Source organism: Segatella maculosa OT 289 (assembly GCF_000243015.1).
GTDB classification, from domain to species: domain Bacteria; phylum Bacteroidota; class Bacteroidia; order Bacteroidales; family Bacteroidaceae; genus Prevotella; species Prevotella maculosa.
On the sequence record NZ_JH594507.1, the window covers coordinates 25,275 to 45,119 of the forward strand.

14 protein-coding genes are annotated in these 19,845 nt (G+C 50.3%); 7 read left to right on the plus strand and 7 right to left on the minus strand.

All coding sequences use genetic code 11. The features are described 5' to 3' along the window. Positions 1-10 precede the first annotated feature (10 nt). On the minus strand, positions 11-2,080 hold the full coding sequence (locus tag HMPREF9944_RS09555) for an alpha amylase C-terminal domain-containing protein (protein ID WP_008566017.1): 2,070 nt from the start codon (positions 2,078-2,080) through the stop codon (positions 11-13). A gap of 109 nt (positions 2,081-2,189) precedes the next feature. Beyond that, on the minus strand, positions 2,190-3,302 hold the full coding sequence (locus tag HMPREF9944_RS09560; RefSeq protein WP_008566018.1) for an MORN repeat-containing protein: 1,113 nt from the start codon (positions 3,300-3,302) through the stop codon (positions 2,190-2,192). Between the two features lie 340 nt (positions 3,303-3,642). Here HMPREF9944_RS09560 and HMPREF9944_RS09565 point away from each other — a divergent pair, with 340 nt between their 5' ends. Together HMPREF9944_RS09565 and kdsB are read left to right on the plus strand one after the other, a co-directional pair. After that, positions 3,643-4,116 (plus strand): Dps family protein, encoded by a 474-nt coding sequence (locus tag HMPREF9944_RS09565; RefSeq protein ID WP_008566020.1) that lies wholly within the window; start codon positions 3,643-3,645, stop codon positions 4,114-4,116. A 367-nt stretch (positions 4,117-4,483) separates the two neighbouring features. Then, positions 4,484-5,227 carry a 3-deoxy-manno-octulosonate cytidylyltransferase gene (gene kdsB / locus HMPREF9944_RS09570; RefSeq protein WP_008566021.1) on the plus strand — a complete coding sequence of 248 codons (744 nt, stop codon included), beginning with the start codon at positions 4,484-4,486 and terminating at the stop codon, positions 5,225-5,227. On the opposite strand, the gene HMPREF9944_RS09575 is transcribed toward kdsB, so the two are convergent. Then, positions 5,208-5,912 (minus strand): DUF2461 domain-containing protein, encoded by a 705-nt coding sequence (locus HMPREF9944_RS09575; protein WP_008566022.1) that lies wholly within the window; start codon positions 5,910-5,912, stop codon positions 5,208-5,210. The genes kdsB and HMPREF9944_RS09575 overlap by 20 nt on opposite strands. A 54-nt stretch (positions 5,913-5,966) precedes the next feature. Between HMPREF9944_RS09575 and nth the strand changes: the two genes are divergently transcribed. From nth to HMPREF9944_RS13000, 5 genes are all read left to right on the plus strand, one after another. After that, on the plus strand, positions 5,967-6,653 hold the full coding sequence (nth, locus tag HMPREF9944_RS09580) for an endonuclease III (RefSeq protein WP_044113619.1): 687 nt from the start codon (positions 5,967-5,969) through the stop codon (positions 6,651-6,653). A 631-nt stretch (positions 6,654-7,284) separates the two neighbouring features. Further along, positions 7,285-9,672 carry a TonB-dependent receptor gene (locus tag HMPREF9944_RS09585; protein ID WP_008566024.1) on the plus strand — a complete coding sequence of 796 codons (2,388 nt, stop codon included), beginning with the start codon at positions 7,285-7,287 and terminating at the stop codon, positions 9,670-9,672. A 30-nt stretch (positions 9,673-9,702) separates the two neighbouring features. Continuing rightward, on the plus strand, positions 9,703-10,956 hold the full coding sequence (locus HMPREF9944_RS09590) for a hypothetical protein (protein WP_008566025.1): 1,254 nt from the start codon (positions 9,703-9,705) through the stop codon (positions 10,954-10,956). 24 nt (positions 10,957-10,980) lie between these two features. Next, the gene (locus tag HMPREF9944_RS09595) at positions 10,981-11,607 is read left to right on the plus strand and encodes a TetR/AcrR family transcriptional regulator (RefSeq protein ID WP_008566026.1); all 627 of its coding nucleotides are present in this window, start codon (positions 10,981-10,983) and stop codon (positions 11,605-11,607) included. A gap of 75 nt (positions 11,608-11,682) precedes the next feature. Continuing rightward, positions 11,683-11,820 (plus strand): hypothetical protein, encoded by a 138-nt coding sequence (locus HMPREF9944_RS13000; RefSeq protein WP_155814664.1) that lies wholly within the window; start codon positions 11,683-11,685, stop codon positions 11,818-11,820. Between the two features lie 90 nt (positions 11,821-11,910). On the opposite strand, the gene HMPREF9944_RS09600 is transcribed toward HMPREF9944_RS13000, so the two are convergent. From HMPREF9944_RS09600 to HMPREF9944_RS09615, 4 genes are read right to left on the minus strand one after another with little or no spacing between them, the layout of a single operon-like run. Beyond that, positions 11,911-13,341: a sulfatase gene (locus HMPREF9944_RS09600; protein WP_008566028.1), complete on the minus strand. Its 1,431-nt coding sequence runs from the start codon at positions 13,339-13,341 to the stop codon at positions 11,911-11,913. A 9-nt stretch (positions 13,342-13,350) separates the two neighbouring features. Beyond that, a complete protein-coding gene (locus HMPREF9944_RS09605; protein WP_008566029.1) occupies positions 13,351-15,123 on the minus strand; it encodes a RagB/SusD family nutrient uptake outer membrane protein in 1,773 nt (590 codons plus the stop codon). An 18-nt stretch (positions 15,124-15,141) separates the two neighbouring features. Next, complete coding sequence (locus HMPREF9944_RS09610; RefSeq protein ID WP_081475827.1) at positions 15,142-18,570, minus strand: TonB-dependent receptor; 3,429 nt, start codon at positions 18,568-18,570, stop codon at positions 15,142-15,144. A gap of 56 nt (positions 18,571-18,626) precedes the next feature. Beyond that, positions 18,627-19,550 carry a FecR family protein gene (locus HMPREF9944_RS09615; protein WP_155814665.1) on the minus strand — a complete coding sequence of 308 codons (924 nt, stop codon included), beginning with the start codon at positions 19,548-19,550 and terminating at the stop codon, positions 18,627-18,629. Positions 19,551-19,845: the final 295 nt, after the last annotated feature.

The window sequence follows — 19,845 nt, forward strand, 5'->3', positions numbered from 1 at the left end:
TGGTTTGAAATCATTTTTTCTTTAACACCAAAGCCGTGCGTGCCGGCAAATAAAGCTTCAGCCACGCTTTGTGCGCATCGGCATAGAGCGGATCGTGGTTCGTGAGATGCGTCATGGTGTCGTCATTCAGTCCATTTCCTCCGAAAGCCTTGTTGTCGCTGTCGAGCACCACGTCGTAGCTGCCCACAGGCACAAGGAAACCGTAGTCGGAGAACGACCTCACGGGCGAGAAGTTGAACACGAAGAGCAGCTCGCCTCGCATGTATGCCAGCACTTGGTCGCCGTCGTTGTGCCATATCTCCTGCACCGGTGTGCGGTTGAAGTTGCGCTCGCTCTTGATGACCTTCAGCATTTCGCGGTCGAAGTCGGCCAGATAATGGTAATCAAGTTCCTTGTTATCGACAAGATTCCACTGCCGTCGTGCATATTTATAGCTCCAGCCGTTGCCTTCGCGTGGGAAATCTATCCATTCAGGGTGCCCGAATTCATTGCCCATGAAGTTCAGATAGCCACCATTGATGGTCGATGCCGTCACGAGGCGTATCATCTTGTGGAGCGCAATGCCGCGGAAGGCCATATCGTTCTCGTCGCCTTTCTTGAAATGCCAGTACATATCGGCGTCTATCAACCTGAAGATAATCGTCTTATCTCCCACGAGTGCTTGGTCATGGCTCTCGCAATAGGAAATCGTTTTCTCGTCAGTTCGCCGGTTCTTTACCTCCCAAAAGATAGAACTCGGCTTCCAATTCTCGTCTTTTTGCTCCTTGATGATTTTGATCCAGAAGTCGGGTATGTTCATTGCCATGCGGTAATCGAAGCCGAATCCGCCGTCTTCAAACTTGGCAGCAAGGCCGGGCATGCCGCTCACCTCCTCGGCAATGGTGATCGCTTTCGGATTCACTTCATGGATAAGCAGGTTGGCCAAGGTCAGATAACAGATGGCATTGTCGTCTTCGTGCCCGTTGAAATAGTCGCCATAGTTGCAGAATGCCTCACCCAATCCATGGCTGTAGTAGAGCATAGAGGTGACACCGTCGAAACGGAAGCCGTCGAAATGAAACTCTTCGAGCCAATACTTGCAGTTCGAAAGTAGGAAATGAACAACGTCGTCCTTGCCATAATCAAAGCAAAGACTGTCCCATGCGGGATGCTCATGACGGTCGCCGGGATAGAAATATTGGTTGGGGTCGCCGGCAAGATTGCCCAAACCCTCGACTTCGTTCTTCACGGCATGCGAATGAACGATGTCCATGATGACAGCAACGCCTTGGGAATGGGCCGCATCGATGAGGGCCTTCAGCTCCTCGGGTGTGCCGAAACGGCTCGAAGGGGCAAAGAAAGAACTCACGTGGTAGCCGAAGGAGCCGTAGTAAGGGTGCTCTTGTATGGCCATAATCTGAATGCAGTTGTAGCCTGCCTTGACCACGCGCGGCAGCACATTGTCCTTGAATTCGGTGTAAGTGCCCACCTTTTCGGCATCTTGTCCCATGCCGATGTGGCACTCATAAATCAGCAACGGTGAAGTATGGGGCTTGAAACTGTTTTTCTTCCATTGGTAGGTTTCCTTGGGATTCCACACTTGTGCCGAGAAAATCTTGGTCACTTCGTCCTGTACAACGCGTGTGGCCCAAGCCGGAATACGCTCACCTTCGCCTCCATTCCACTTGACATGCATCTTGAACAAATCGCCATGATGCATGGCTTTTTCGGGCAGTCGGAGTTCCCAATTCCCTGTTCCTTCCACACGTTTTGCCCGATATGCCTCGTCTTCCGACCAGTTGTTGAAGTCGCCTACGAGGTAAATGGCCGTTGCATTCGGGGCCCATTCGCGGAAAACCCAACCGCGCGAGAGCTTGTGAAGCCCGTAGTAAGCGTGCCCGTTTGCAAAATCCGACAAGGTTTTCTTGCCGCCGTCGGTCAACTGCGACAGCTTCCACAGCGCGTGTTCGTGGCGCCCGCGAATGGCATCTTCGTAGGGTTCCAAGTAGGGGTCGTTCTTTACAAGACCGATATGCTTGGGGCACTGTGGCTTAACGGCTTTTGTCGTTACCTTTTTCACGGTGTTTTTCTTTGTTGTCATATCATCAATATTTTATGTTCTGACCTTGGGAAGCGGTCGAAAGGCCTCATCTTGCCCAAGAATGTCTATCTTATAGCCTGTCATTTCCAAACGAATTGGGAGGTCCGCATCAATCTTCAAACCGCCTGCCAAGCTCATATCTCCCTGTTCGGGTGATGTTTCCGTTGCGGTCTTTCTCCACGAAACGGCCGTCACGGCGGTCGTCCACGTAGCTGCCTTCAAAGCGGTTGCCGTTCTTGTCCTCCTCAATTGCCGCGCCATTGCGCTTTCCTTTGCGGTATGTTCCCTTGAAACGGCTACCGTTGGCATAGCGGATAATCAACTCTCCGTCAAACTTTCCGTTCTTGAAATCGCCCTCAAAGGTATCGCCAGACTTCTTGATCAGTTTGCCACGACCGTTCTGTAAGTCGTTCTTCCACTGCCCTATATAGACGTCGCCCGACCGCCATTCGAACGTTCCCTGCCCGCTTTTGGCTCCTTCTTCAAAGTGTCCTGTGTAGCGATCTCCGTTGGCATATTTGAAAATTCCTTCGCCCGTGCGTTCTCCCTGCACGTAGTCTCCTTCGTAAACATCGCCGTTTTGGAACTTATAAATGCCTCTTCCGTTCTGTATATCATCAGCCCAATTGCCGATATATACGTCACCATCAGCATATTTATTGGTGCCTTTGCCCGACCGTTGATTGTTGGCCCACATGCCATCGTAGGTGGTTCCGTCGCCCCAATCAAAGAAACCGCGACCGCTTTTCCGGTCATCTTTCCACTGACCGTCGTAATATGCACCGCTCGAATAGGTGTAACGACCTTTGCCTTCACGCTTGTCTCGCACCCACGAGCCTACGTATTTGTCGCCGTTATAGTAGAACATCGTTCCCTGTCCCTGCTGATAATCGCGGAACCAGAGGCCCACATACTTGTTGTTATTGGCAAAATAATAGGTTCCGTGCCCGTGTTGTTGGTCCTGAAACCACTGCCCCTCGTAGCGTTCGCCGTCAGAGAACGAATAAATGCCATAGCCCTCGCGCCACCCCTTGATGTATTCTCCTTCGTAGGTGTCGCCATTCTTGAAGACCGTGTTGCCCTTTCCGTTGGGCTTACCGTTCATCATCTGCCCCTTATACTGCCCACCGTCGTGCGTCACACACGAGCCTAAGACGATTTTCTGCGCATGAACCGGCAACCACAACGCCAAGGATATGATGAATAGTGTAAGTTTTTTCACTGTATTTTGAATGATAGTTCAGCCCAAAGATAACAAAATAATGGAATACGGCAAAATAAGTTAGCGTTTTTTATCATATCTTCTGACTGTTGTCCGCCATCATTTGTGTAACGGCTTTCCACGGTATTTCACCTCAAACTGGAAGCCACTTATGTATGATTTGCCAGACTATGGTCAATAAACTACTATTCAATGATTTACATTCAATATGATAACATGTGCCAATATGTGTATAGAAAATATCTATTGGACGGTATTTTTTTATTGTTTATCTTTGCTTTCAACAAATAAGACAGAACAGGATAAACAAATAAATCGTTAATTTTTAAAACCAAAGAAAATGAAAAAGTTAGATTACACCGGCTTAGATGCCAAGAAAGTAGCACATGTAGTAAAAGAATTAGCACAGTTGTTAGCAGACTTCCAAGTGTATTATGCTAACCTTCGTGGCTTCCATTGGAACGTAAAGGGCGATAAGTTCTATCAACTCCACGAGTTCTACGAGAGCCAATACAACGATGCTGCTACCAAGGTTGATGAAATTGCAGAGCGTTTATTGCAATTGGACGCCCGTCCGGAGAACCGTTACAGCGAGTATCTGAAGCAAACTCAGTTGAAAGAGGCCGGACATGAGCCCGAGAAGATGGAGGGTTTGCAGTATGTCTTAGACACGTTGAAAGTGCTTATTGCACAAGAACGCCGTGTACTGGCTGCTGCACAAGAGGCCGAAGACGAAGTAACCGTGGCCATGATCGATGACTATTTGACCGGTCAAGAGAAGAATGTGTGGATGTTAGTGGCTACATTGAGCTAAGCATTTCTACCAAAATACGAAAGGCTTTTGCATGGGTGAAACATGCAAAAGCCTTTTTTTGCATACAATCTCAGCTATATTGCCGCGCAAAATGGCTGAGATTGCACGGTGAAATGGCTGAGATTGCGCCGCAAAATGAGTGAGATTGAAAAGCAAGGTCTAAGTCGTTGGTTTTCAAGATGAATGCATGTAGGAATGCACGGCCCTTACGTCCGCTCCAACGGGCGGCATACGGAAAAACAGAATAACTGCCGCCAACTTCCAATGTCAAAGTTATTGACTTTTTGCATTCATTTTTTTATCGCCAGCCTTGCTGTTCCTATCTTGTTTTTTATTAACTTTGCGATATAAACAAAACTAAAGAAGCATGAAATTCATTGGATTAATCCCTGCCCGATACGCCTCTACGCGCTTTCCGGGCAAGCCTTTGGCCCTGCTGAATGGCAAGCCTGTCATTCAACATGTGTACGAACAAGCGGCCAAAGTGCTGGATGCCGTCTACGTAGCTACCGACGATGAGCGTATATATAATAAGGTATTGGCGTTCGGAGGCAAGGCCGTGATGACCTCAACCGAGCACCATAGCGGCACGGATCGCATTGAAGAAGCCCTCGAAAAGGTAGGGGGAGACTTCGATGTTGTGGTGAATATCCAAGGCGATGAGCCTTTTATAGCACAAAGTCAGATTGAAACGCTGTGCCAATGTTTCGTGGACAAGGCTACCCAAATAGCCACTTTGGGGAAGCCATTCGAGTGCATTGAGGCCGCAGAAAACCCCAATTCGCCCAAGATTGTCGTTGACAATAGGGGCTATGCCCTCTACTTTAGCCGAAGCATCATACCCTTTGTGCGAGGCACGGAGCGGCAGGATTGGCTCTCAAAATACCCTTTTTTGAAGCATTTGGGTATCTATGCTTATCGCACAAACGTGCTGAAAGAAATCACAAAACTACCGCAATCGTCGCTCGAACTGGCCGAGAGTCTCGAACAACTGCGCTGGCTTCAGAATGGTTACCGTATCAAAGTGGGGCTCACCGACGTTGAAACCGTGGGCATAGACACGCCCGATGATTTGCAACGGGCTGAGGAATTCATTCGTAATCGTCGATGACGCTGTTCATAAAGTCCATCATCGGCTTGGCGGTTTTGAAGATATCGGCCGCTTTTTCGAGCCACGTCGTTCCCTCAAAGAAGTCGTCGGGCACCGCATGCCAGCCGCAATAGTCTTTCATGCGTAGGTATTCCACGAATTCATAATCACGCGGAAAGCCTTTCGGTGCCGTTTTCAAGCAGGCTAATCCGAAGCCCTTGCCGCCCGGTTCGTCCCATTTTCCTTCGTTCGGACGGCCGAAAAGCTCGACGAACTTCTGGTTTTCGACGCATGCTCTCCATGCCTCTATATTGCCCATAAGCTCATTTCGGCAGGCCGTAAGAATGTTTGTGGGCAGCCAATAACAGCCTATACCCAGTATGCATTGGCCGGGTTGCAGGTGAAGATAGTAGCCGCCGCGCAGCGAATTCTTGCCGTGTGCGCAGATGTATGCCCCGAAATGGTTCTTATAGGGGCTTTTGTCTTCGCTGAAACGCGTGTCGCGATTGAAGCGATAGCAGGCATCCTTGGGCGTGATATGCGCCACGGAGGCATCGAACCGCGCGATGGTTGCCACGGCTTGTGCCACACCTTCCTCGAAATCTTTCCTGCATACGTCATACTCTTTCTTGTGTTCGTGGAACCAATCCCGGTTGTTGTTGGCCGCGAGTTCATGCAAATAGCCTAATATTCTCTTCGTATTCATAGCTTTTTATCCGTTATGTTTGCAAAGATAATGCTTTTTTTATACTTTTGCCGCATGACAAGAAAAGAAAGATTTGCGTTCATTTTAGATTACTTCCGCAAGGAACAAGGACCCGTGACCACCGAACTTGACTTTGCAAGTGCATTCCAATTGATTGTCGCCACCCTGCTCAGTGCGCAGTGTACCGACAAGCGCATCAACATGATCACGCCCGAATTGTTCCGCCATTACCCTACGGCCGAGGCCATGGCCAAGGCAGATTGGGAGGAAATATTCCAACTGATAAAGAGCGTGAGCTATCCCAATGCCAAGGCACATCACCTGAGTGAGATGGCAAAGATGCTGGTAGCGCAGTTCAACGGCGAGGTCCCTGACAACACGGATGACCTGACTCGGCTGCCCGGCGTGGGCAGAAAGACGGCCAATGTGGTGCAGGCTGTGTGGTTCGGCAAGCCGACTTTGGCCGTTGATACGCACGTTTTCCGTGTCAGTCATCGCTTGGGACTCGTTCCCGAAACGGCAAACACGCCCCTGAAAGTGGAGCTTGAACTGATGAAATACATTCCCGAAGTCGACGTAAGTGATGCTCATCACTGGCTATTATTGCATGGTCGGTATGTCTGCAAGAGCCAAAAACCGCAGTGTGAGAGCTGTCCTTTCAATGCGTTTTGCCCTGCAGGACTAAAGATTTTGAAGGAAAGAGCGGCCAAATCCTCAACGGCTTTCAAGCGAAAAGCATAGTTCTCCCGCTCCGAAACAGCAATGCTTCCACATCATAATCATGTGGTTTACCATGCATTGTAATGTGGATTACGAAAGAAAAGGGAGCCGATTACATGTGAATACGAGCCTTATCGCAAGTTTGGGTCTCCTAATTGTAGGCGGCATATCAAGCATATTAAAGAATAGCTTAGCATAAAATGAATAGCAACACGGCTGATATTATACGATAGAGTGGGGCATGTTGTGTGGAAAAATGGGGCGTTTTGCGTTTTTAGTCCCATGAAACGAGATTGGATAATGCCGGATTTCGGGTTTCAGTTTCTATTTGGTGGTGTCGCAATGTGTTAAAAAACGAGAGGAAATATTGACAAAGTTTGGGTATAAAGAGGCTCATAGGTTGATTTTTGCGCGCCGATTTTACCTACCATTAGGTATTGTTCAGTTTCGCGTTTTTAGCTACCTTTGCATCTGCTAAAATCTGAAAAGAGATGAACCATCGGTTATGAAACGAAGAAGAAAAGGCCATATAGCGATACAGTCGCAACTGAAAAGTGCGCTACCCAAGTTGAGGGTGGCGCACTTTTCTTTTGTGAACGATTTTGAATATTATTCATTTTTTAATTTGTTTATTACAAATATGATAAGGAGAATGCCCGGAACCGTGCGGCCAAAGCACGTGGAAAGCCGGGAGACACGAACGCGCTTGAGATGCAGTTTGGCCATGCTGGCGATGCTGTTCTGCGTGCTTTCGGTTGTTGCTCAGGAGAGAGTGGTCTATGGAAAAGTCACAGACAGGAGGACGGGTGAGCCACTTGTGGGGGCCACGGTGACGGTATCGAAAGGGCAGGGGGGCACGACAGCCGATGCCAATGGCCGCTATCGGCTCGTCGTTCAGGGGCCGCAGCGCGTGCAACTCGACTATCATTACATGGGATATAGGCCTGAAAGGCGCGAACTCTTGGTGCATGACAGTCTGAAATGCGACGTGCTGATGGAGTCGACCGCTAAAGAATTGCACGGAATTACAGTGATAGCACGGAGCGAAATCCGCAAGTTGAGAGAGTCGGCCATGCCAGTTTCGGTCATAGGTGAGCACCAATTGCAGGGCACGGCCTCTAATATCAACGACGTATTGGCGCGAACCGTGGGCGTCACCGTGCGCAATACGGGCGGCATGGGCAGTGCTTCGCGCATCTCGGTGCGCGGACTTGAAGGCAAACGCATGGGCATGTACGTTGATGAAGCACCCATGTCGCAGTTGAGTAACTTTGTGGCACTGAACGATATTCCCACGAATATGATCGAACGCATCGAGGTTTATAAAGGTATTGTGCCCTATAAGTTCGGCGGTTCGGCCTTGGGTGGGGCCGTCAACGTGGTGACGAAAGAGTATCCTCCGGTTTATTTGGACGCATCTTACGAAGTAGGGTCGTTCAATACCCATCAGCTTTCGACCGTTTTGAAGCACACCGACCGCAAAAGTGGCCTGCAATTCGGTATCGGAGGCGTGTTTTCGTTTGCGAAGAACAACTATAAGATGACCTTGGACAACCTTGACGGTCGCACTGTTGAGCGCGATCACGACCGCTTCAGCAAGCTCATGGGCGGCATGTCGCTGAAGGCTACCAAGTGGTGGTTTGATGAAATGAAGTGGGAACTCATCGGAATGCGAACCCGACAAGAGATACAAGGCATCGACCTTGACGTGCGTGAGGCCTATAATCATTCGGTAAGCTACGTCACGTCACTGAAACTGAAGCGCAACAACTTCTTCCTTGACGGCTTAGACTTCGACTTTGACGCGGGCTATATCATCGGAATTTACGGCTTGAGCGACAAGGCTATGCACCGTTATGACTGGGACGGGACGCAATTGCCGCCCGTATCGCCGTTCGGAGGCGAGCAGAACAACTTTCCGTCTGACGGCAACAACCGTTCAAACGAACTAACATCGAAGCTCAACATGGGCTACACCATCGACATGCACCATGCCGTCAACCTGAATATCTATGCCGACCGCACTTCGCTTCACCCGAAAGACGACCTGATGGACAAGGCATTGGGCTTCAAGGCCAACTTCCCGAGCAAGATGAACACCGTGACCGTGGGCTTTTCCTATGATCTGACGCTCTTCGACGGGCGTTTCCAGAACGCTTTCACGCTGAAAGACTTCTTTTTCTCGTCGCATTCACGCAGCATCAACACCTATTCCGTTTCGGAACCCGAGCCGGTTGACGTCTCCAAAACTTATATCGGCTTCAGCGATGCCATGCGTTATAAGTTCACAAACGACCTGATGCTCAAGGCTTCTTTCAACTCCGAGGTGCGCATTCCCACGAGCGAAGAGCTCATCGGAAACGGCTATTCCATTCTTGCCTCGCCCGCATTGAAGCCCGAACGCACCACGGGAGCGAACCTCGGTCTGCTCTATCGCCACGTGAAAGACTACGGCGGGCTCTTGGAAGTGGAGCTGAATGGCTTCTATAATCAACTGGAAGACATGATACGCTTCACGCCCGACATGATACCCACCATGGCCCGCTACCGCAACTTCGGCAGTGTGCGCACCAAAGGCGTGGAACTTGAGATGAAAGGTGACGTCTGTCGGCTGCTTTACCTCTATGCCAACGGCACATATCAAGACCTTCGCGACGTGCGCAAGACCGTTCCGGGGACCGAAGTGGAGAACCCTACGCGCAACATGCGCATTCCGAACGTGCCTTATCTGCTGGCCAACTTCGGCGCGGAGCTGCACAAGGAGAACCTTTTCGGCGGAAGCGGACAGAACACGCGCCTGCTTTTCGATGCCTCCTACGTGCATCAATACTTCTACGACTTTGAGATGAGCAAGTATCAAGAGCGCAAAATCCCCACGGCAATGACCATGGACGCCGCAATCGAGCACAGTTTCGGCGACGACCGCTGGACGCTCACCCTCAAAGTGAAGAACCTTGCCGACCGCCATGTGGTCTCCGAGTTCAATCGTCCGCTTCCCGGCCGCTATATCGGCTTCAAACTGCGCTACTTGTTCAAGTAATTTTATTCATTCATTCAATCATATAAACAAATGAAAAACTTCAAATCAATTCTCACAGCCGTTGCAATGACGGCTCTTGTCTGTGCTTGCGGCAGCAGTAACGACGATCCGACACCGGCTCCGCAGCCAAATCCGAACCCCGGTACGGGGACTTTCAAGGGCGTAATCTTCGCCACAAGTGTTACCAATCCTGAAGGAAACAGCGGAGCTTCCTACATGCAGGCATTGACCGACCTGCTGCCCGGCACCTATGACAACAGCAATGCCCTTCCCGTAGGCTTCGGAACGAAACCTATTGCCACGGCTTCGGGCAACGTTTATGTGCTTCCCGACTACATGGGAAACACCAAACCCGAGCTCAACCGTTATCAGATGGATGCCGCAGGGAAGTGGATAAAGAAAGGAACACTGCTGCTTCCGGCCAATGCCGCAGCCTGCAACATCGTCGAACTGAACAATGAAAAGGCCTATGTCAGCCTGCAAGGTTTGGGCATCGTCATGGCATTCAACCCCACGACGATGAAGAAGCTGGCCGACATCGACCTCAACGACCTCAAGCAAACAGAAACCAAAGTGTCGCCGGCAGCAATGATCGTGCGCGACGGCAAGCTCTTCGTCGGTCTTAACCAGATGAATGCCCAGTACATGCCGGCACGTAACAACATTGAACTGGCCATGATAGACACGAAGACCGACAAGGTGGAGAAGCATATCGTCAACACCACGCTCGGTATGTGCTTCGCCACGCGTCCCATCGACCCACAGTCCATCTTCATGGACGAGCAGAAGGACATCTACCTGAACTGTATCGGCTCGTTCGGCTTTATTCCGGGACTGAACGGAGGTGTCGTTCGCATCAAGAACGGCGCTACGGACATCGACCCCGACTACAGCATCCGACTCGATAAGACCGAGATTGCAGGCCTTTCCACCAAGCATGCCGAATTCCTCGGCGAGGTTTGCTATGCCGGCGACGGCAAGCTCTATGCTTATGCCAACTCCTACGGCCTCGATCCCAATGCAAAGACCAATCCATACCTCAGTATCACCAACATTCCCATCGTCATCGACCTGAAGCAAAAGACGATGAGCGTCATCAAAGGTATGGAGATTTCCAATCCGCACGGCATCGCCATCGGTCGTCACAAAGGCCTTATCGTCTTCGGAAGTGCCAACAAGAAGGCCAATGGTTTCTATACCTACGACCCGGCAACAAAGCAGGTGGCAGGCCCTGTCATGCGCGTTACCGGCAATCCCTGCTATTTCCACAGTTTCGCAAAGTAGAAGCGAGAGGCCTTTCCTAAGCTTATGCAGACGCAGAAAGACGAGATACGCAGGCAGATTCTCCGCGTGGCACGCGACGAGTTCCTCAAGCAGGGCGTGAAGCACACGTCGATGAAGACCATCGCCACTCGGGTGGGCGTGGCCGTGGGCAACATCTACAACTACTATGCAGGCAAGGACGAGCTTCTCAAGGCTGTTCTTGCCCCGCTCTTCAATGCCATTGAGGGCTATCGTGCGCAGAACCTCGACGTTACCTACACCTCGCTCGACATCTATCGCTACGAGGTCTACTACGAGATGATGCGCCGGCAGGTGGTTTCGCTCATCATTCCCTACCGCAAGGAGTTCCGGCTGCTGCTCTTTGAAACTGCAGGAACCTCGCTCGAGAACTATTTCGACCGACTTTCGGAGATGAATTGCGACGATGGTCGTACCTACATCGAACACGTGAAAGCGCGCTATCCGCATATCACAGCCGATGTATCGACGCACTTCATCCGCATTCTCTGCGAACTCTGGGCCGGGCTCATCAAGCATATCGTCGTCAACGACGGACTCAACGAAGCCGAACTCGACCGCATCATCTCCAACTACGTGCGCTTCGGCATCGGCGGCTGGAAGAACCTGCTGGGCATCGATGCCGATGAATGAACCCTGTGAGAAAATCAAAAACCGACTTTCCGACGCGTCGGCTGAACAGAAAACAGAAAAAAATGTTCTTCCGCCATGGCGGAAAATAGTAAAATAAGAAAAGAACGTTCTTCCGCCGTGGCGGAAGATAAAAAACGTGAAGAAAAAGTTCTTCCGCCGTGGCGGAAGATAAAAAATGTAAAGGAAACGTTCGTCCGCCATGGCGGAAGATAAAAAATGTGAAAAGAAACTACCTTCCGACGCGTCGGAGGACCATAAAAACATGGCCAAACCTTTTTATCTGTCGAACTTATGAACGATGGTTCAATGTGGCCTGAAAGCGAAACGTCTGATGCGTTTCATCTCGGTTTCGAGTTCTTTTTTAATCCTGCTGTAAGAGGCTTCGCTCGCGCGGTTGTGGTTCTCCGGTGCATCCGACAGATGGTCGAACAGCATTTCATGACCCGAGTCGGGCCAACGGGCATAGTTGTAACGCCGGGTGAGGATATTGTCTCCGCCTTGCCATTGTATGTAGGCCAGACGCTTCGTTGTGGTCTTTCCCCCTTTCTTCAAGATGGGGAGGAGACTTTTCCCGTCGAGTTGTCCGGTAGGGCAGGGGAGCCGGCAGATGTCGCATATCGTCGGGTATACATCTACCAGTTCGGCAATAGAGGTTGTGTAGCCGCCGCGTAGGCCCGGCACCCGAATGAGTAACGGCACTCTGGTTGTGATGTCCATAAGGTTGTGTTTGCCTACAAACCCATGTTCGCCTAAGTCCCACCCGTGGTCGCCCAGCAGGATGACCGCCGTGTTGTCTTTCAGTCCGAGCGTTTCCAAAGCTGTCATAAGTTCGCCGAAAAGGGCATCGACATAGCTGATGCAGGCGTAGTAGCCCGTTTTTACCAGTCGGAGGAACGCCTTGTCGTCGGGGGCGGTGGCAAGGGCGTAGGCATTGATTTCCTTTGAGTTTTGCACTTCCTCGGGTAGGCCGTCGGGCCGGAACGGATTGTCGGCCATCGGAAGGGCGGGATAGAGGTCCCAATACTTCTTCGGTGCGCAGAACGGAAGGTGAGGTTTCCAGAAACCACAGGCAAGAAAGAAGGGCTTTCCGTTGTCGCGCAGTCTCCGCAGGTCTTCTATGGTCTTCCCGAGCACCCGCCCGTCGTCGTAGGCACTGTCGGGGACATCAGCCCATTCATAAAAGGGCCCCCGCATAGTTTTCGGGTTGATGTGGCGGCCCGACTCCGAGTTCAACCACAGTTCCCATTTGTTGTATTCGGCCCAGTAGACATCGTAACCGTCGGGATGACTGCGCCAAGGCTTCTCGCTCCACGATGCAGCATGGTCTTCGATGTGGTGCATGATTTTTCCATTCGACACCGTGTAATAGTCATGCCGCTTCAACCAAGCAGAAAGTGGGATAGCCTCCGGAGCATCCACCGAGGCCTTGCAGGTGTAGTTGGTGAAGCGTTTCGGATAGTTAGGGTACATGCCCGTGAGCAGACTCGCCCGTGATGCTCCGCTGACGGGAGCGTTGCAATAGGCATTTCTGAACACCATTGCCTCAGACGCAAATTTGTCGATATAAGGCGTGTGTATGTCTTTTACACCGTAGCAACCGAGTTCCGGTCGAAGGTCGTCGGCCATGACAAACAATATATTCAGCGGCTTACGGGGCCGCTCGGCTTGTGCCGTCGTGAGACCGAAAGGCTCGATGACGGCACCAAGCAAGGAAAGGCAAACAATTCGGTTCATCTTCGTGACTTATTTCCAACCGGGATTCTGCTTGAGATTCTTGTTCAAGGCCAACTGCTTCAGCGGCAGAGGATAGAGATAGTAGTGTTGTTGCCAACCTGTCGGCTGATTGAAATAGAAAGCGTAGCCCTCGTTGTCGCTGTGTCCTCCCGTAACTTTAACCTTGTTTGCCGCTGCGTCGGCAACGTAAACACCCAAAGGTTGTTTGTCCACATAGCTTCCTTTGGCCCAGCGGCGCAGGTCGTCAAGACGGCGGCCTTCGCCCATGAACTCTACGCGGCGCTCTCTTCGTATCTCCCATAAGACCGGATCCACGGAAGCGTCTCTGTGGCTGTCGAAAGCGGGAGTGATTTCCGTGAGTTTCATAGCAGCCACACCGGCCCGCTTACGCAAGATGTTGATAGTCTTGTCGGCAACTGATTGGTCGAACTTACCCAGCTCGAACATTGCTTCGGCATAGTCGAGCATGGTCTCTTCAATGCGGAAGAGGGGTGCGTCGGTCGTGCATACACCCGTTGCATTGATGGCGTTTGTATGGGTGTTATAATATTTCCACACCCAAAAGCCCATCTGCGTGGCGTTCCATGCCTGTCCTTTATTGTTGTTCTTAAAGTGAGGCTGCCTACTGCAGACAAAGCCTTTGAAGTTTGTCGTTGGCAAGCGATGGAAAGTCTCGCCCGAAATCTCGGCCATAAGGTCTATGAATTCTCGGTCTTCAGGCTTCCCCGTGTGGCTCCAGTTGGTTTTGTTCGAAACGTTGACCATGTAGGGTGGGCAAATGGTGAGGTAGAGCCTGTGGTCGCGGTTGCGGAATTGTTCGTGAACGTCCTTGTCGTTTCCCTTGAAAGGCCGGCCGTCGCTACACAAGTAGGCGTCTACAGCATCCTTTGTGGCCTCGATGTTCGACTCGGCTGTTCTGACCATTCGTGTAAGACCGTGGCAAAGGCGGTTAGCAGCGTAGGCCTTGAAGAGAATAATTCCGGGCTGGCCCGCGAGGTCTTCTGAGTTGAACACCTCGTCGTAGTGGGGCATGATGGTCGGGAAAGCTTTCATCAAGAGTGGTCCCACTCGCTCGCATTCCTTCAGATAAGTTTCGGCGTTGGCCAAGTTATGGTACTTCCGCCATGTTCCTTCAAAGAGACAGAATCTGGAAATCAAGGCCCTCACGACATTCGTGTTAATTGTGTTGTTGCCGTCGCCTGCAGGCTTGATGCTCTCTTCGGCCCACTTTAAGTCGGAAAGGAGGTTGCTTGCAACCAAATCGCGAGTTGTTCGGGAAGCATAAAGTTCGGGCGAGGCTTCCGTCATGACGTGTTCTACCCATGGCAGATCGCCGAACTTAGAGAGCATTTGGAAGTATTTGTAAGCACGGAAGAACAAGCCTACACTCCTCCAATGCTTCTTGTCGGCTTCGGACATTGACGATTGATCTATGTTGTCGAGCATGAGGTTCACGTTACGGATATAGACATAGTCCCAGTCGGGTGACTCTGCCTCTGCCTTAGCTTTGCCATAAGCCCACCTGCTTTCATTGCCATAGGGTCCTTTGATCATGTTGTCGGCCTCATAATCTCCGATGAAGATGGAGTCGGTTTGGCGGGTATCACTCGCATACCCGAAGAAAACATTGTACAATCCCCATGAATAGGTTTTGAAGTTATCATAGGATTTGAAAGCCGTCTTCTCCGTCTGTTGGTCTTTTGGATAAACGTCCATGAAGGCATCGTTCATACATGAACAGACAAGTATGGCAAGGCAAAAATATATCAGACTTCTTTTCATAGTGCTTGTGTTTATAAGTTATAGTGTTATGTTCACGCCAAAAGAGAATTGACGCATATAAGGATAGGTAAACCCTCTTGCTCCCATGTCTTCGGTAACGACTCTTTCGGCATCGATACCATTGGGTAGATGGTCGAAAGTAAAGAGATTCTCGCCGCTAAAGAAGATACTCGCCCGATAGAGTCCCACCTTTGCGACCCATTGTTTCGGAAAGGCATACGTAAGGGTGATGTTTCTGATAGAGAGATAAGCTCCGTTCTTTAGGAAACGGCTTTGAACGAGTGTGTTTGCTTTGGTGTTTCCCTCGGAGTTCTGGTAGATTCTTGGGAAGAAACTGCTTGTGCGGGTCGGTGTCCAATAGTCGAGTTGGTTGCTGTAAAGCGTTGACCAACGGTCGTAGATAGGATAGGTAAGTTCGTTCATGAGCCATAAGTCGCGCTTGCCGACCCCTTGGAGAATGAAAGACAGTGCCCAGTTCTTCCATTCCACGCCTCCATTGATGCCGAACTGGTATCGGCGAGTATTATTACCAATGATGGTTCTGTCTCCGGGATTGTCTGTTGTCAGCTTTCCGTGGTTGATAACATGGTTTCCGTCCAAGTCCTTGTAAAGGATATCGCCGGGATTGGGGTTATACCCCTCTACTCTTGCGATACCTTCTTTGAGTGTTCCGTCCGGTTTGAAGTCGTCGGTCGTGTACAAACGGTCGGTTAGGTAGCCCCATATTTCACCGAGATACATGCCTTTTCTATAGACCTTGTCGCCGATAAGCCCTATCTCGTTGTTGTATTTGGTAATTTTCGTTCGGGAATCATAAAGATTGAAGCCGATATGATAGGTCAGATTCCCAATCTTATCCATCCATGAAGCACTGAGTTCCCAGCCATTCGAACTCAGGTCGGCTGTGTTCTGCAGCGGAGCTTCTGCTCCCAGCACGGAGGGAAGTTCCATTCCGGGAGCCAACATGCCCTTGGTCTTTCGGTTGTAGAGGTCGAATGTCAGGTTGAAACGGTTTCGGAACAATCCTACGTCCACACCGAAGTCTATGGTCGAGACTTTTTCCCATGTGAACGAAGTGCTGATGAGTTTCGGAGCACGCAAGGTGGTGGCTGTTTCTTCGCCCACAATCCAGTTTGCTCGTTCAGATAGCATGCCGGGAATATAAGCGTAGGGTTGAATACTTTGGTTACCGATGTTTCCCCACGAGACTCTTAGTTTGAGATTGGAAAGAAATGCGTTGCTCCATGCCATAAAACGCTCTTCACCGAGCCTCCAACCAGCAGAGACTGACGGAAAGAAACCGAACCGATGCCTTGAGGGGAACTTGGAAGACCCGTCGTAGCGGCCGTTAGCCTCGATGAGATATTTGTCGCGATAACTGTAGTTCAGCCGGTAGAACAGTCCTCTGACGGTGTATCGACTGAAGCGGTCGGTTGCATAATAAGGACCTGTGGCCTGCGAAAGCGACGGGAGCTCTTCGTTAATCATGTTTGTTCGATAAGCCATGTTGTAAGTATCGTCGTTGCTCTCCTGATTGAAGCCCGCCGTGGCACTCAGATTGTGTGTCCCGAGTGCCTTTGCATACGTGGCATAAAGGTTCAATGCGGTGTAATCGATATTGTCTTGTACATGCTGATATTTGGAGTCGGACACGGATTGCTCCTTGCGGAACTGTGCACCGTGTGCATATTCGAACTTCTTGTCGAACAACTGCGTCTCAACCGATTTGTAGTTGTATGTGAATTCTCCGATGATGTGCAAGTCTTTGACTGGCGTTAGCGTGACTTTTCCAAAGATTCTTGCATCGTTCTTCTTCTTTTGAAGCGGTGCAGCCAATGAAATGAAGTTACGCGGCGTGTTGATGGGAAGGATCTCTCCGCCAAGGTCAAGTGTTCCTGTGGGGAAGTAAGAAGGGAAAGCGACCGCCGCTCCCCAAATACCGTAGGCTGCCGTCGTGTAGGGCATGCTTGAAATGGAGCGAGCATACTTGATATCCAGTTCGGTTTTAAGCCATGTGGTCATCTCTGCACTCAGATAAGAGGAGACATTATAGCGTTTGAAAGCGTCTTTGTTGCTATAAAGAATGCCGTCTTGATTGACATAACCGAGGCCGATACGATAGGCTATCTGTTTGCTTCCTCCGTTCATTGACAGGTTATGCGACTGTTTGAAGCCCGTTTCCATCATGTCTTTAAAGAGGTTGGTCGGGGCTAAACTGTAACGAAGTCCGCCCACTTCGGCATAACCGTCGGGATAAGAAGCCGGGTTTGCCTCGTATTCCCGAAGCAATTTCAGCCATGTATCGACGTCTTGTCCAGTCGTATAGGCCGTGAATCCTTGGTCTTTATAAGCCTGAACGGTTTGTAAGGGAGTTGCTTTCTTGGGAATATTGATTGCATTGCTGAAGGCAAAGTTGTCGGTATAGTTGATGTGGAAGGCCGACTTGTTGCTTTTCTTTGTCGTGACAAGGACAACTCCGAAGGCAGCTCGGGCACCGTAGATGGCCGACGAAGCTGCATCTTTCAGCACAGTCACCGATTCTATGTCATTGGGGTCGAGCATATTGATGTCCATCTCCACGTTGTCCACCAGCACTAACGGGCTTCCTTCGTTAATACTGTTCACACCACGGATGTTAAACGACATTCCTTCGCCCGGTGCTCCTGAGGTACTTGTCACTTGCAAGCCTGGGAGCGCGCCTTGCAAAGCCTCGCTGACGGTCGAAACCGGGCGGTTTCCGAGCACGTCTTCCAGCTTTACGCTGCTCACGGCCCCTGTAAGATTCACTTTCTTTTGCACACCATAGCCCACGACGACCACTTCTTTCAGCGACTTTGTGTCTTCCGTCATGGCGATCAGCCTGCCTTTTGAGGCCTCTACTTCCTTGTTCTTGAAGCCGATATAGGAAACAACAAGCGTTCCGGTGGGGCTTATGCGGAGCGTGTAGTTGCCATCTGCGTCGGTGATGGTGCCGTTCTGAGTGCCTTTCTCCAACACGTTTGCACCGATAATGGGCTCTCCTGCGTTGTCAACCACCCGACCTTTTATCACATTTTCCTTGATTTGCTTAGGTTGAGGAGCTGTGATTTCGGTTGGTTTGTCTTTCAAAACAACGCGCCGGTTGGCTATGGAATAGGTTACTCCGGCCTTTTCTGCCAGTTGTTGTAGCGCATCTTTCACGGGTAGCTTGGTGCAATCAAGACTGATGGCCATAGAGGGCTTCACCGAATTTGTGGCAAGGAGAAACGTAAGGTCCGATTGTTTCTCGATTTGGTTCATGGCTTGTTCAAGCGTGTTGCACTTCACGGTCACCCTTGCATTGAGGTTTTGTCCCATGGCATTCAGCGAACCCAGGGCCAACATCATTCCGGCAAGCAGCTTCAGGCCGAGGTTTCGGAACACATTTCCTTGGGGGTGAGATGCCATTTTGTTTGTTCTTCTTTTCATGTCTTAGGACTTAAGTAAATTAAAAATAGGTTTATTGAAGGTTGTTTTCTTTCATTTTAGTCAATGTAAAGGTCGATAATCCTGCGATTGTCGCCCGACATATCGGGGCTGTCCTGCCATTTTATCGGGATAATACTGCGCAAACTTTGCAGCATATCATGTAAATCTTCGTTCTCGAACGTGGCACGGACATGGTAATCTGCGCGTCGGCGGTCGTGAAGCCTGAACTTAACGTTGAAGCGATGTGACAATTGGCTCAGAACCACGTTGAGCGGAGTATCATGAAACACGAGCTTGCCGTCTTTCCATGAGGCATAGTCTGTCGAATTCACGGTCGAATTGGTGAACATTCCGCTTGCCCTGTCGTATTTACATTGCTCGTTCGGCATCAGAGCCGACTGTATCTTGGCCCCGTGATAAACGTCGATGGCCCCCGAAACCAATGTCATCAGGATGGTATTCTCATGCTTGTAGTTCGAGATATTGAACTGCGTTCCATGCGCCATGACCTTGATTTTGTCGGAAAGGTTCACATAAAAAGGATGTTTCATGTCTGATTTGACCTTAAAGAACGCCTCTCCTTCCAAGGCTACTTCGCGGCTGTCGCCTTCAAACCTGTTGGGATAGCTGATACGGCTACCGGAGTTCAGCCATACAATCGAACCGTCTGGCAATACAATCCGAGAGCGACAGCCGGCCGGAGTGACGGTCTCAATGACCGAAGCTGCAAAAGCGGGCTTGCTGTTGCGCAGAGAGAGGTAGGCCAGAGCAATGGTCGAGCATAGCAACGGCACAAGCAAAACGGCCGCGACCTTGCGGAACACGTGCATGAAAGCGGTCTTTTGCTCCCGCTTGCGAATGCGGTCGAGCGTTTCTTCCAAGGCCGATTTCGTGTCAATCTGCTTGATGCGGTCTATCATTCTCTGGTATTCAATGGCTTTAAGCAAATCAGCTTTGTGGTCGATGCTATCGTTTTTCATTCTCATGTGGCTTTTATTCATAAGACAATCTGAAAGAAGAAATCCGACAACTTTAACTGACTTTTTTTTCGATACCGTGCAATTATGCCGTCTTTTCCACGACGTTGAACAGCCCTTTTGTGGACTTTTAACTCAATAACGATAAGGTTCTCGAACAATAGCAGTCTTATTGCACGCTAATCTCAGTCCTATTGCGCGGTAAAATGGCTGAGGTTAGCGTGTAAAATGGCTGATATTGAAACGTAAGGTGTAAGCCTTTGATTATCAATATGAATGCATGTAGGGACGCACGGTC